Genomic DNA, 13,904 nt, shown 5'->3' with positions numbered 1-13,904 from the left:
CTGGAATTCTATCATACGAATGCCAAGCCACCATTTTGTTATGAACAAAACAGGGTTTTCTTCTCGGACTAAAAACGTGACCTATTCCACTTCCACCATGAATTCGGCCCATTGCGTCCAAGTCGGACCATCTTCAATGAAAGGAATATAAGCCGGACTGAGGACGCTGATCAAATAACTTCCCGGGTCTTTTAAGAAAAACGATCCTGCAAAGGATTGGTTCCGAATCGGAAGTTCGAAGCTTTTCACTTGCTCATAGTCCGGAGAACCATCCCTACTGGACGGCTGGAAACGCTCCACCTGAACCGTCAGCTTGTCGTATAGGTCATTGTACTGCAGGATATCTCCCGATATATCGATGTTTTGTCCCGGGCTTGCCTCGACATAGCCATATCTCGGTTGCGAGAACGCGATATTCTGTTTTCCGTCTACGAGTATGGTGACCGGTACTTTGCTTGCATCGGCGACGTTCCTTTTCACCGTCACGATCTTGCTGCCGGCCGAAATCGCCGTGAGCATTAACGGATTCGGCCCTGGTCGAAGATTTGCCGTAAACCGGATCCGGTTATAGTGCCGCCCGTCCATGGATATATCTTTTTCGATGACCTGGCCTGTTTCTCCAAGCCAACCTCCGCTTCCCAGCGATACCATGTACTGGGGCGTATTCATGTCTTTTTGATACAGCATGGTGAACGTGGTGCTGTCCTGATCGGTCACCCACTCCGGTTTGGCGACTTCGATCACCTTATCGCTCCACTTCCAGATGACTTGGTCCTTTGCGGTCGAAACGGCTATTCTGAGCCAAGACAACGCAAAAGCCGGTACATAAGCTTTTCCCGAAGCGAGGAACGGTGCCGGAATCCTTGTTCCGATCGGGCTTCCATCCGGAAGATATACATCCTCTGATCCGATTCGAAACGTAAGTTGATACAGCTGCGGCATCAATTCAGGATGAACCGTAACGTTCACCTCCCGTTTGGCTGCGTTCCAGGTAACGCTGTCCGCAGCACCGGACTGCCGGAGGGTGCGCAGCGGAACATAGACCCGGCCTCCTTTCAGAATGGGCTTGTCTGCCGGAATAGCTTTCCCGTCGAGCGACGCGCCCTTGCCTTGGAGATCGAACTTCATTTCATGATTCACGCGATACATTTTCGCGACATCGTCATTCGCATCGCTCCCGGAAGCGGGAGCCGCAAAAGCACCTGTCCCGAGGCTTAGCGCCGCGGCAGCCGAAATCATCAGACCCAACCATTTTTTCATCGTTTTCCATCCCTTCCGAGCTGATCTTCCTATCCTTCTATTATGTAAACGGGATGGAATCGCAATTTGTTACATGTAAGGCAATATTCACAAGATCAGATGACTTCCTGACTTAGAAGAGTACAGATGACAAGCAGTGAAATCGCATTACTCCATCGGAGGATCCGAATGGAGTTCCCGGTCCGGTTCCGTGCATTCCCAGCGGGTAAACGTCACCTCAAAACCGTCGCGCGTTGGCGAGCATGTATAAGGACCCGCTTGATTATCCGACGGGTATGGAAATCGAGCGACCCGAATCGTCCGCCATGGATGATGCCCGCTCCGGGCCCGCAAAATCACGGCATCTTTCATGATCGAAGCGCGCAGGGTGACTTCTTCCCCTGCCCATTCCGGCACGGCTGCCAGCGACCAGTCGGAATAACCGTCCGTGACGACTGCGGCGAGCTGGGGAATGCCGTCGTTGATTTCAATGCCAGCCTTAATCCACTGCCCCGGGCCGTGGTATAACAGCAGGCCTGCCTGGTCGTATAACTCGGTAAAGGAAGCGAGCTCAAAAGACACCTCGACCGCGGTGCCGGGCTCCCAATGTGCCAGCAATGCCGGCCCGTCTTCAAACTCAAAACCGTATAAAGTCTTTTTCCAGAAATCCCTGCCCTTCTCGGGCACAACTTTAAGCATTTCGCCTTCTTCCCGGGAAGATTGCGGGGGATTAAGCCATGCTCCCGCTTTCCACTCCATCCGTTTTCTGCCGTTCATGACGATGACCTCCTTTTAATTTAAACTGATCTTCAACATTACTATTTTGACATGATTATACGAGCAAGCACAATCACAATTCTCATAACGGAATTTACTTGATTGGTAGTATTAATGCTCACGGAGTATCCATCGGACAAGCATGTTAAAAAAGGACCAAGGCATTTGTAGACGCCTTGGTCCTTCCCTTATTTTTTCGCTAAAAACTCATCTAACTGACGCTGCACTTCGGCTACATATTCATCGATCCCTGCCTTCTTCAGCTTCTGAATGGCCTTGGGATATCCTGTTTCGAAGTCAATAAAACCGGAACGTATCGCGGCTAAGTCCTTGCCCGCGATTTCTTTCAGGGCAGTCTCGATATTTTTAACCTTCTCGTTATTAAAACGGAAGCCGAGCGAAGCGGATCGGATTGCCTGGTCATCCCAGCTTTTATACTGATCGATGGACTCCTGCGATACTTCCGGCCCGAACATTTGATAGTTTTGGTTTCTAAACATCCATTCATAGAAGAATTCGCTCGGGGTCAGCTTATGGATTCTTCCATCCTCAATCTTGTAATCCTTGCCTTCGACGCCATAGAGAGCAAACAGATAATTTTCTTTGGATTTATAAATCCAGTTAATGAACTTCATCGCTCCTTCTGGATTCGGGGCGTTTACCGGAATGCCCAGGACCTCGCCGCCCGCAGCCGTAATATAACGCGGCTTATCCTGTGCCAACAGGTATGTTTTCACTCTGGCATCCGGCGCATTGGCTTTGATCGCATTAATAATTTCCATTTCCTTGCCCACTGATCCTTCGACCCATAGATACAAACCTGTCTGCATACGCGAGTCTCTTTCATTATATTTAATGGTCAGATCCTCCGAATACAACCCGGCTTTATTCATCTCGCGGTTAAATTTCGCCACTTTCTGGAATGCATCCGTTTCATAATAGCTGTATGCTTTTTTGCTTTCTTCTCCGAATACGACCAAATCCTCGACGGCGATCCAATTGTATTGCTCGTCGGCAAAATATCGGGTTAACGGTTTGAATACGATATCTGCAGGACCTTTCAATTCAGGAAACTTGGCTTTGGCCTTTGTCGCGAATTCTTGTAGATCCTCGGCTGTCTTGATGTCGGTCATTCCCACAGCTTCGAGCAGATCCTGTCGAACGGCGACCAGCTGATACATGGCCGAGGAAGGTGCGTAAGAGGACGGAATGCCATAAATTTTCCCGTCGATTGTTGCGCCTTGGAGCTGCTCTGCCGGCAGGACCTTCAGCATATCCTGACCATATTTCTCGATTAAATCGTCCAATACCCTGGCTTGCTTCTTGTTCACGATCGTCGACAGGTCCGGGAGTCCGTCCCAATAGAGATCAATCGGTTCATTCGCTGCCAGCATAATGTCTTTTTGCTCCCAATACTGGGCCCAAGGCACAAATACGACTTCCACCTTCAGGCCAAGATCGGCCGCCATTTTCTCGGCAAATTCATGTTCAAGAAAATCGTTCATCCGATCGCTTCGTTCCCCAGGGTACAAGATTCTGACGGTTTCGAGTTTTTTAGCTGTCCCCTCTTCTTTTTTCTTGCCGCTGCATCCTGCCATCACGGAAACGGACGCGATCAACACAACCAAAAAGATCAGCATTTTCCTTGCTTTCATGAAAGACCCTCCCTAACAAAATGGTTATCTATGTTAAAAGCCTGTATCGGCCAGTAACCGTGCAGGTGTCTATTCCTTGACTGCGCCGGTCATAATCCCCTGCACGAAATATTTTTGTATGTAAGGGAACAGGAAAATGATCGGTCCAATCGTGATCATCGTTACGGCCATCTTCACCGTTTCAGCTGGCAATGTGATGTTGCCTGAAGCACCGGATGGAATACGCCCGGAACTAATGGCATTGACGTTAGACAGAATGTTGTAGAGGTAGTACTGCAGTGGAAACAGATCACGGTCATTGATGAAAATCAGGGCATGCCACCAATCATTCCAATATTGCAGCGCATACATCAAACCAACTGTAAGCAGTGCGGTCTTGCTTAATGGAAGCGCTACCTTAACATAAATTGTGAAATAATTGGCTCCATCCATCTCGGCTGCTTCATACAAAGAAGGAGAAATGCTTCCAAAATACGTTCGCAGCAGAAACATGTTCCACACGCTGAATATGGAAGGAAGGATTAAGGCCAGAATGCTATTTTTCAGTCCGTAGTAATTGACACTGACCATATACCACGGAATCAAGCCAGCCGAGAAAATAATCGTGAAATTGCTGATAAAGGCAAGCACGTTCCGGTATTTCAGCTTTTTTATGGATAGAGAAAATGCAATCATGCTTGTAATCAACAGAGCGCCTGCCGTACCCACAACGGTTACGAAAATGGTCACGCCGTAGGATTTCAATATTTTCATGCCGCTGTTCACGAAAATATATTTATACGTATCAAAACTGGGGCTCATGGGAAGGATCGCATACCCTTTTCTTGCAATCGCCTGTTCCGACGAAAAGGATACGCTCAAGGTTAAAATCAGAGGATATAGACATATGAGCGCAAATAGGCCAATCAAAGCATAGGCGATGCCCACCACCAATTTATCGCCGAGCAATCTATTTTTTTCTACCATTAAAATAAACCCTCTCCATCGTTTATTTTCTTGGCGGACTTATTCGCAGCCGTAATCAGAATTAATCCCATCAAGGACTGGAATAATCCGATTGCCGTAGCGTAGGAAAAGCCCAGCGTACGCATGGATTGATACACATAGGTATCGATGACCGTTACCTCGTCAATCAGGACCGGGTTATTGCCGACAATCCCGTAAATCATACCGAAATCGCCATAAAAGATCCGTCCGATATTCAGCAAGCTTAAGACAATAATGGTCGGTTTCAGCATGGGGACGGTTAAATGTAGAATGCGCTGCAATTTGTTGGCTCCGTCGACTTTGGCCGCTTCGTATAAGCTGGCATCAAAGTTCGCCATCGCCGCGATATAGATAATGGAACTATATCCACTCCATTTCCAGACGTTTGCCAGGATGATGATCCATTTCCAGTACTTCGGCTCCGAGTACCAGCTGACCGGTTCTGCTCCAAAAAACTTCAGAATTTGATTGGCGACGCCCACGTCCGTGGAGAAGATTCCGTATAGGATCGCGCCAACGACGACCCAGGATATGAAATAAGGGAAAAACATCATGCTTTGGGCAATTTTTTTGTAGGTTTTACTCCGGATTTCATTAATCATAATGGCGATGCTGACCGGAACGATGATGCCTAGTATGAGGCCGAAGAAATTAATATAAAGCGTGTTATAAGTAACCTTCCAGCCCATGCTGTTCGCCGAGAAAAAATACTTGAAATTGTCCAGACCCACGAATTTACTGCCAAAGACGCCATCAACCACATTGAAATCGGTAAATGCCATCCATATGCCAGCAAAAGGGATATAGGAGAACATGATCAGAACGATCAGGGCAGGCACGCACATGAGATACAAGATTTTGTTTTTCCTTATTTCATATAGAAACCCCTTACCAGCTGAATTCATTCCATCACTACCTTTGCATTGGGTTTTAACGATTATGCCGTAACGCCTTGCTGAACTTGTTCCCTTAATTGATCCAGATCGATGATCGTGCCGGTCACCCTTGCTTCTTCTGCCGCATAAGCCATCAGGTGACTTTCGACGGACATGTCAATGGAGGATCTGCTGTTGAAATCCGCACGCTCCAGGTTCCCCAGAAAGTCGTTCATCAGACCGGTATCGCCGCCGTGATGTCCCCCGTCCACGGCTGCAGGGCGAATGACCGTTTGCTGGCTCGATTCAGCCATGTTGGAGGCAAACTTGGTAACCTCAATGATATTCGATAAATCATCCCCGCGAATTTCTCCATGCTCACACATGATTTTAAGCGTGCGGTGCATGTTGTTCGTAAACCCGCTTAAATTAAACGTTGCCGTGACCCCGTTCTTAAACTCGATAAGAGTCACTTGATGATCGCACACGTTGTTGTCCATGCGATAAACACACCGTCCATACGGACTTGTTTGAAGCTCTTGCAGCAGCCCCTCTTCCGATTGGTCCGCCGAAATGACCGTAGCCGGCCATTGCCCTCTAACGGGCAGATAGGCTTTTTTTGCATCGAACCGGCAGTCCGCAGCCACCTTGCAGTCCAGGCATCGCTCAGCGCTGCCTGCCGGAGCATTCTCCTCTTTAAAATAAGCAAGGCTGCCGTATGAGGAGATGCGTTTGGCGCCACTGTCCACCAGCCAAGCCAGAATATCCATGTCATGGCAGGACTTCTGCATGATGATTGGGCTCGCCAGGTCACCTCTTCTCCAGTTGCCTCTGACAAAGGAATGGGCCATGTGGAAATTGCCGATGTTCTCGTTATGCTGAATGGTGATGATTTTGCCGAGCTCCCTGCTATCGATGATTCTCTTGATCTCCGCGAAGAAATTCGTGTATCTGAGAACATGGCATACGATCACCTTACGGCCTTTTTCATTGGCTTTCTGCTGGATTCTGAGACATTCTTCCGGACTTGGCGAAATAGGCTTTTCGAGCAAAATATCATAACCGATATGAAGCGCTTCCATCGTTTGTGCGTAATGGTCTCGATCCATGGAGGAAATGATAACGGCATCGCAAATTTTCCCGAGTTGAAAAAATTCGTCTACATTTTCAAATTGCTTTTCGACAGGAATTTGAAATTCATCCGCCGCCGCCTTTCTTCTGCCGGCATCCGGTTCAACCACCGCGACAATCTCCTCGCTCTGATATGCATGCCTGGAATAGATCAAGCCTCTCTGTCCTGCACCGATTAATGCTAATTTCAACTCCATTACCTCCAGTCAACTCGTATTTTGTTATTGAACAGGCAGCCGGGAAATGGCTCTTTAAATTTTCCCTCTTGCCTTTTTATGCTTCTGGAAGCTTCGGATCTTCCAATGGATAATATCCTTCCGGGTCGTACGTGTTCCAAATATTCATCAGCGGATCTTCGTTCATTATTTCGACTTGTACCGTACCCGCTTCGTAATATCCGTCTTGCTCCGGATTCCGTATATTCAGCGGGATATAAGAACGGTCTTCGAAAAAGAGTCCGAAATGGAGCGTGTAGGTCCCCGGCGGCATGTCCTGCAGCGGTATAATTTCATTGTGAACCAGGTCCCCGGTTAACCATGAATGCGTTGCCGCAATCAGCGGGAGTTCAAAGGCAACGTTCCCCTGCTTTAACCGCACCCACAACCGGAATTCCCGGTAAATCCTCGAGCTGCCCGTGTTCACGAACCAAAATCGCAGCGGCAAGCTCCCACGGCTGGATACCGTTTCCGGATAAGTCAGCCTCCGTAGTGTAAGACTGCCTCCAAGCCCGATATCGACATTGGAAAGGCAAGCATGCCAGCGATACGCTTCCCGTCTAGTAGCAGGCCCGCAAATGTCATCGGTCGCATGGAGGACAACGGGATCATGCTTCCATGTTTTTTGCAGATGATTTCTCGCGAACGCCTCGCAGCATTCGATCCAGTTCTCTTCGCCGCATTTGACCAGCAGACCAAATCCTCGCCCTCGTTTTCTTAAATGCTGAATTTGTTTATCATTCAGGGGATCGGCAAGCAGCGTTTGGGCTTCGAACGAATCGATATATGCGTTCCATTCTTCTGTGCTGTCCGCAAGCGTCGATAACACGACGGCTGCAAGATGTATGCCCGAGCCGATATAACTCCCGACTTTTCGGATCAAAGCCGCAAAACAAACATCGGCACATCCTTGAACCCATGAAGGCATATCGGGGGTCAGGATCAGAATCGGATTGGGGATCGTACTGAGCATTTCTATGATTCCTTCAAGCTTGTAATCTCCACGGACCGGCTCAAGTTCTCTCCAGGACAAGGCAGCGTATTCGAACTGGCCGTGGTAGGAGATATGCCCTTTTTTCGATAAGGGTTCCGGCCGGATTTTGACGGTTTTATACTTCTCATAGTTTTCGAGTGAATATCGGCTCATCCGTACACCTCCCTCAAATGGCTGTCAACAATCCTGCGGAATTGCCCAATATCTGCGTCTGTTATATATGGCATGCTGCCGATCCGTTCGATTTCTTCCTTCAATACGATCATGCTTAGTGTGTTGAACCGGGCTCCCGTCTGCATATAAGCCGCAGCTGCTTTTTGCAGCGAGGTTGTGAACTGGCCTGAATCAGCGGCAGGATCTGCATGCCGATCTCCAAAGACTTCATGTCGCAGCATGCCGTCTCCGTCCAGGGTCGGATAATTATAAAATTGGCGTTGAACGTGCACGATGTTGCTTCGCTCGTTATCGAGTATGAGTGATAATCGGGTATCGTATAGCCAGCTTGCACTCCAGAAGCCTTTGACGGGCATCTCCGGAAAATATGTTCCATAAAATTCAATGGCCAGCGACATGGAATTCTTCAGCCGCTCCGGTGTATATCCCGGCCCGGATGGAATGTGAAGCGCCAGAAGCAAATCCCCTTCCCGAAGAGCCGCTTTCCATTCCTTCTTCAACATCGGCGTCATGTTCCTTTCGACGAATCCCATGGGATTGATCCGGTTCGCTACGATTCCGTCTTCATCCTCGATCCATTCGGAAACGAAGCATCCTGGCGGATCATACACATCATTGGTTCCGTTTCGTTGTCCGTCGCTGCGAAACTCCTCTCCCGCATGCCGGAGAGCCACAACCTGCTTTGTGTTCACATGACGGAACATGGTGAAGGGATCCCCGAATCGGTATGGAATAAAATAAAACCGGTCTAGCAAAAAGATGGAACAAGTATAAAAATTCATCACCCACGGGAAATCCTGGACCTTGGCATCACCGTGCAGCACCAATTTGTCCAATTGGAGTTTCAGGGGCTGGTGAGGAATCTGCTCGTAATACGCTTGGGGTATAGAACGTTTTTTCAGCATTTCCATGGAAGGGATTACGCAGGCCAGCAGCAGGAGGAAAGAGTATAACTCTCCATCTTCGTTCATACACCCCGGCGTCATATTGGTATAGTGGGCTTCATCGCAGCGTTGGCGCGCCAAGATCAGCTCCCCCACTAAAAATTTGGTGAAGTGAAATAATACCGCATTGGATTCTACATTCTCAATCCCGCGAATGAGTCGCTGCCGGGTGTGCTCGGGGAGGTTATATTGATCAAAAATGTCAGACAGGAAATCGCGCGGAATGATATGGGGCGCATCATTTCCATGATAACGGTTGTATTTGGCTTCCAATCCTTCAGGCAGGTAATCAAAGTCGCAGAAGGCCGTGCATTCGTCATAATTCAATCGCCTATCCATTCCCTTCGTCCTCCCGTTCTATGTAGATCTTGCCCATCGGGTAATAGCCTTGCGCGAATCCCTCGATCGCTAACCGGATATTTCCGATTTCTTTCACTCCAGTTTCAATGCCAATGTCCAAACGATACTCTCCTGCGGTCATACTCTCAGGCAGAACGAAGCTTTCTTCCCAGGCGATATCCTCGTCCGGCAGCCATTCCCTAATATCTTCTTTGCTATGCAGTGTATACGTTTGATCGTGGCCGGTGAGCCTGACCACAAGCGGATAATGATTATAGATCGGGGCCACTCCCACATTAGCCCATAAAGCACGAATTTCCAGCTTTCCGCCCGCCTTCACCCCGGAGTCATACGTGAATTTCCTTAACTCAAAGCGGTAACCCATCTTGTTCAGCCACGCCTTGACGCTCTCCTTCCACGGTTCCGGTACGACCGTTCCTTTGTTGTTAAAGGAAGTGATATGCCACTTCAGCGTTTCTTGAATGATGTAATCGATATCCCAGCCCTGAAGAAACCAGTCATTCATGTGCCAGCATGCTTCAAATAGAACAGGTGCCTTCTCCCAGGCATCACCCATTCTGAAATTCTGGATATTCTGGGGATAGAAATCCGTCATATGGGACCACGCTTCGCCGTGAAAGCCTCCCATATCCCCCAGGCAATCGACACGAAAGCCTACTTTGGTTTTGCGGTCCGTGATCATCTTGATGGAGACCGAATCATGCAGCAGTGCTTGAAGGGGTGTTATTTTAAACCCATCCAAGTAGGCATCCGTAATTTGCTGAATGGCCTCCGGCTTTAAAAACTCGGTTCCCCCGCCTTCTCCCCAGGCTCCTACAATCGTCAAATCGACGGAACTGATGACCGGATGCCCGTCAAACCTTGCGGCAAATGCTTTGATAAATTCGGACCAGTACAACACATACGGCGTTTTTTCCGGATCTACTCTCCAGAACGGGAAGTCTGGCTCCTCCGGATATTCCGCCCGGAACCATGCCGGTATATCATCCTCTGCGCTTAGCGCGTAGGGGGAACAACGGACGACGGCCGTGCAGCCTATCGATTTGGCATACTCCAGCTTCTCCTCCAGCACATCCCAGTTGTATTCCCCTTGAACCGCCTCCATATCACGCCAGCGCACGCCGCAAAAATAAACTTTACCGTCGGGATGGTTCCAGGTTCTACTGTCTTCTGTAAACCTATAGGGTGTAACCTCTTCCCCTCGGTTATCACAAATGCGTTCCGGGTTCCCCATTAATTCTGGTGCGGCCGTAAAGCCAATGCCTGGATTGCTTATGATGTCGTCTATTGCTTTTGGATAAATTGTCACTGCTTTGGTCACGTTTGATCAGCTCCCTGCTTTGTACGATCAGAGCCTCAATTTGTTACGTTGTTGTTACGTTATAAATTACGTATTCTTTCTATTTGTTTAGTGATTTTATGTTATAACATTCGTATGGATTTTGGCAATATGCATTTTTAAAAAATTATAAATTTTTAAGTTACAAATGACGTTAAATTCGTGTTATTATTGTCTTTAATTCTAAACAGATAGATGCCGAAACAACGTAACAACAATACGTAACAAAATCGAGAAATTAAAATATCGGGCCGATCATTGTTTACGACGTAACATTCCTTTAAACTCTAATTGATGATTTATTAGAATCCGTTTCATAATGCCATCAACAAAAAAGGAGAATGTGTTTATTCATGAGTACGATTCGGGATGTTGCTAAATTGGCCGATGTATCCACCGCCACCGTATCCAGAGTGATAAACAATGATACGAAATATAAAATCACGGACGAAACCCGGGAAAAAGTCTGGCAAGCCATAACGCAGCTTAACTATAAAATCAGTTCAAGCCCTAAGCGAAAAGTCTCGCTCAAAGAGCAATTCGACAACAAAGCGCATATAAAAATCGGGTGCGTTTTGAGCGTGACCAAAGAAAAATATAACGATCCATATTTCATGTCGATTCTTTCCGGCGTGGAAGAGCGCTTGCTCGGCGCAGGATATAGCATTGCTTTTATTCGGACGGGTATCGAGCTGAATGATAGCAAAATTCTATTCAACACGTTCAGTGAACCGATTACCGGCCTGATCCTCATGGAATCCTTGAACAACGAAACCTATGAGTACATTCGCGAGCAAGTGCAGTATATCGTGGGTATTGATACGGAACGCGAGGATATTGATAACGTAGGTTATGATCATTACCATGTTGCTTCGATGGCCGTCGGCCATCTCATCGAAAAAGGTCATACCCAGATTGGATATATCGGGGGACGTGGCTTAAAGGGGAACCTGAAAGACAGCCGCCGCTATCGGGGTTACTCTGCCACCATGCATGCTGCCGGGTTGTCCGTCAATCCCGATTGGGTTATCGACTGCATGTGGGATGAAACGGTTTGCATCGAGCAAATCAATCGTTTATGCCAAACGAACCATTACCCCACCGCTTTTTTCGTCGGAAGCGATTTAATGGCCATGGCTGCCCTTAACGGCTTGTATAACAACGGCATCTCTGTTCCTAATGAAGTCGCTGTGATCGGTCTGTCCAATATTGAGGTATCCAAATATTCCAACCCACCTCTCTCGACGATCGAAGTGCCAACCAAAGAAATCGGCATGGTCGCCGTCGATCACTTGCTCGACAGAATGAACGGAAACCGTCTGCTTCCTAAAAAAGTTATCTTGCCTACCCGCTTGGTTGTTCGCAGTTCGACTTAACTTATTTCATTTTGTGTTTAATAAAATGAACAAGCAGCGGAATGCCACCGTTAATCTTCGGTGTTGGCATTTCGCTGCTCTTTATGTTGACGATATGTTGATTGATATCCCTAACGTCTTTCGTCCGCATCACTGGATGCTTTGACGATGGTTACGTTTGAAGCTTGGCTGCCCAGCAAAATTCTCCGGCCCTCGAACTCATCGTACAGATTCAATCGAATGGTTCCTCCGTACATGTTACGAAGCGTACGATTGATGCTTACGGCGTATGATTTGTTACGGCCGATCGTCCAATCCGTCCCCATGGCCAGCGTCTTTTCCGTGGAATCGCCGTAAGGGTCGATAACTTCCAATATAAGCTTGTGTCCATATGGCCCTGCTTCGTAATCCTCATTCTTGGACAAGTTGTAATAGATGACCATATCCAAAGTATCTTTTCCCTCACTCAGGGTACTTACAACATTAACGACCGAAAGGTTGTAAGGGAACAAATCCACATTCTTCAGGTTGGACGGTTTGACAGGCGTCATGTTAAGGGATAATCCGACTGGGCAAATATATCCAGTAGGAGTGCCCCCTACATCGATGAGCTTGCCTTCAGCTACGCCTTCACCGATATAAAGCTTCAGATTCGAAGTATTCACATTCTGTGGAAGCTTGCTCCAGACCGTTACCAAGCTCTTGCTGCCCGGGCCCGTTGTATTGGGAGATTGGCTTACCTCCGCTTCATAATATTGATCGTCGGAGGTTTTGTAATAAGCGACAAGCTGGGCTTGTTTGGACTGCCGCGGTTCTTCGTTCATCACTTCCAGCTCGCTATAGACAAGGCTTGATCCGCTTTCTCCATAGACGGTTGTGCGCCGTTCTCGGACCGCTGCATTTTTACCTCGGAATCCGATTTGGAAAGCGCTGCCTGCATCAACGGTTGGAATCGCGCTGTTGAGCGCATTGGTATTCAATGTGAGAAATGTCGTGACATCGTCTGCTGACTTCTCCTGCAGAATGATCCGTAGTTGGTTAACGGCTTCCGAATATGGAACGTTAGCAAGCACATATACCTCAGCCGCAGCATTCGGAGCGAGCGTTGTTGGTCCATTCGGTGCCACGATCTGGGCCGTACCGCTAAGATCCGACGATCCAGCTTTGACCAACGCTTGGAACGCAGGTAGTTGTACGGAACGAAGCGATGTGTTGCGAATGCTGATCTTGGCCGTCAGCTGATCGCCATCCGCCCATGGCAGACGCTGGAGGGAATCGAGCTTTACTCCGAACGTTCCATGGTTGTTTTCGAGTGGATACTCCGCTCCTACGAGTTTATTACTCTCCAGGACGTACGGTATGTTGTATAATGCCGTCGGGAAAATGATCTTGCCCTCATCGGCAGGCTCGGATAACTGCAGCAGCAGCGTGCCTTGATTCAGCTTCAGCGGCACGTCCGCGCTGAGTTCTATGAGTCTCTCTTCGAGCGGCTTAAGCGTCAGATTCGAAAATGCCTTTCCGTCTATCGGTATGCTGTAGCCTTCGGCAGCTTGAACAGCAAGCACGTAAGCCGGTATGGTTACGGGTTTATTGCCGAGATTTTTCATGCGGAGCGTCAGCTTCCATTTCGCCGAATCATTCTCCGAGTAGACCGAAGCTCTCCTCAGCTGCGTTTCGACGGCATTGCCGGCAATGGATATTTTCTTGATGGCGTAGTCGCCTACCGCAGCGTCATAGGATGTTATTGCGGGAAGCGAGAACGAGCGGACCGGCAGATTCACTTTCGCAGCCGTGTCTTCCTGCACGAATTGCAGCGTCATACTCCCTGTTTTCATATAGGAAGGAACCTCGGTCAAATA

General features: G+C 48.2%; 10 protein-coding genes and 1 pseudogene. 1 reads left to right on the top strand and 10 read right to left on the bottom strand.

The window, feature by feature from the left end; translation table 11 throughout:
• Nucleotides 1-81: 81 nt before the first annotated feature.
• The 9 genes from PCH05_RS24385 to PCH05_RS24345 all read right to left on the bottom strand — a co-directional run bounded on the left by PCH05_RS24385 (nt 82) and on the right by PCH05_RS24345 (nt 10,672).
• Entirely contained in the window at nt 82-1,260 is a 1,179-nt protein-coding gene (locus PCH05_RS24385; protein ID WP_127606841.1) for a stalk domain-containing protein, read from the bottom strand.
• A gap of 147 nt (nt 1,261-1,407) precedes the next feature.
• Nucleotides 1,408-2,016: a DUF1349 domain-containing protein gene (locus tag PCH05_RS24380; RefSeq protein ID WP_127606839.1), complete on the bottom strand. Its 609-nt coding sequence runs from the start codon at nt 2,014-2,016 to the stop codon at nt 1,408-1,410.
• 188 nt (nt 2,017-2,204) lie between these two features.
• Nucleotides 2,205-3,671, bottom strand: a complete 1,467-nt coding sequence (locus PCH05_RS24375) for an ABC transporter substrate-binding protein (protein ID WP_127606837.1) — start codon at nt 3,669-3,671, stop codon at nt 2,205-2,207.
• A 69-nt stretch (nt 3,672-3,740) separates the two neighbouring features.
• The gene (locus tag PCH05_RS24370; RefSeq protein ID WP_127606835.1) at nt 3,741-4,637 is read right to left on the bottom strand and encodes a carbohydrate ABC transporter permease; all 897 of its coding nucleotides are present in this window, start codon (nt 4,635-4,637) and stop codon (nt 3,741-3,743) included.
• Nucleotides 4,637-5,503, bottom strand: coding sequence for an ABC transporter permease (locus tag PCH05_RS24365; RefSeq protein WP_246049937.1), 867 nt, complete (start codon nt 5,501-5,503; stop codon nt 4,637-4,639). Before PCH05_RS24365 ends, PCH05_RS24370 begins: the two co-directional genes overlap by 1 nt.
• Nucleotides 5,504-5,595: 92 nt before the next feature.
• Nucleotides 5,596-6,861, bottom strand: coding sequence for a Gfo/Idh/MocA family protein (locus PCH05_RS24360; protein ID WP_246049931.1), 1,266 nt, complete (start codon nt 6,859-6,861; stop codon nt 5,596-5,598).
• 76 nt (nt 6,862-6,937) lie between these two features.
• Entirely contained in the window at nt 6,938-8,026 is a 1,089-nt protein-coding gene (locus tag PCH05_RS24355) for a DUF4832 domain-containing protein (protein WP_127606829.1), read from the bottom strand.
• Nucleotides 8,023-9,330 carry an acyltransferase domain-containing protein gene (locus PCH05_RS24350; protein ID WP_127606827.1) on the bottom strand — a complete coding sequence of 436 codons (1,308 nt, stop codon included), beginning with the start codon at nt 9,328-9,330 and terminating at the stop codon, nt 8,023-8,025. Before PCH05_RS24350 ends, PCH05_RS24355 begins: the two co-directional genes overlap by 4 nt.
• Nucleotides 9,323-10,672, bottom strand: a complete 1,350-nt coding sequence (locus tag PCH05_RS24345; protein ID WP_127606825.1) for a DUF4832 domain-containing protein — start codon at nt 10,670-10,672, stop codon at nt 9,323-9,325. Before PCH05_RS24345 ends, PCH05_RS24350 begins: the two co-directional genes overlap by 8 nt.
• A gap of 371 nt (nt 10,673-11,043) precedes the next feature.
• Here PCH05_RS24345 and PCH05_RS24340 point away from each other — a divergent pair, with 371 nt between their 5' ends.
• Entirely contained in the window at nt 11,044-12,066 is a 1,023-nt protein-coding gene (locus tag PCH05_RS24340) for a LacI family DNA-binding transcriptional regulator (protein ID WP_127606823.1), read from the top strand.
• A gap of 110 nt (nt 12,067-12,176) precedes the next feature.
• Here the strand turns inward: PCH05_RS24340 and PCH05_RS24335 are convergent.
• Nucleotides 12,177-13,904: pseudogene (locus PCH05_RS24335) on the bottom strand (hypothetical protein); the annotation flags it as partial.

It is taken from the genome of Paenibacillus chibensis, assembly GCF_004001045.1.
GTDB classification, from domain to species: domain Bacteria; phylum Bacillota; class Bacilli; order Paenibacillales; family Paenibacillaceae; genus Paenibacillus_AQ; species Paenibacillus_AQ chibensis.
The sequence above is the reverse complement of the archived record's forward strand: the minus strand, read 5'-3'. Positions and strand labels throughout refer to the sequence as shown.

Coding starts and splice junctions, on each gene's coding strand:
- PCH05_RS24385 (WP_127606841.1), bottom strand. CDS start 1,260: ATGAAAAAATGGTTGGGTCTGATGATTTCGGCTGCCGCGGCGCTAAGC.
- PCH05_RS24380 (WP_127606839.1), bottom strand. CDS start 2,016: ATGAACGGCAGAAAACGGATGGAGTGGAAAGCGGGAGCATGGCTTAAT.
- PCH05_RS24375 (WP_127606837.1), bottom strand. CDS start 3,671: ATGAAAGCAAGGAAAATGCTGATCTTTTTGGTTGTGTTGATCGCGTCC.
- PCH05_RS24370 (WP_127606835.1), bottom strand. CDS start 4,637: ATGGTAGAAAAAAATAGATTGCTCGGCGATAAATTGGTGGTGGGCATC.
- PCH05_RS24365 (WP_246049937.1), bottom strand. CDS start 5,503: ATGTGCGTGCCTGCCCTGATCGTTCTGATCATGTTCTCCTATATCCCT.
- PCH05_RS24360 (WP_246049931.1), bottom strand. CDS start 6,861: ATGGAGTTGAAATTAGCATTAATCGGTGCAGGACAGAGAGGCTTGATC.
- PCH05_RS24355 (WP_127606829.1), bottom strand. CDS start 8,026: ATGAGCCGATATTCACTCGAAAACTATGAGAAGTATAAAACCGTCAAA.
- PCH05_RS24350 (WP_127606827.1), bottom strand. CDS start 9,330: ATGGATAGGCGATTGAATTATGACGAATGCACGGCCTTCTGCGACTTT.
- PCH05_RS24340 (WP_127606823.1), top strand. CDS start 11,044: ATGAGTACGATTCGGGATGTTGCTAAATTGGCCGATGTATCCACCGCC.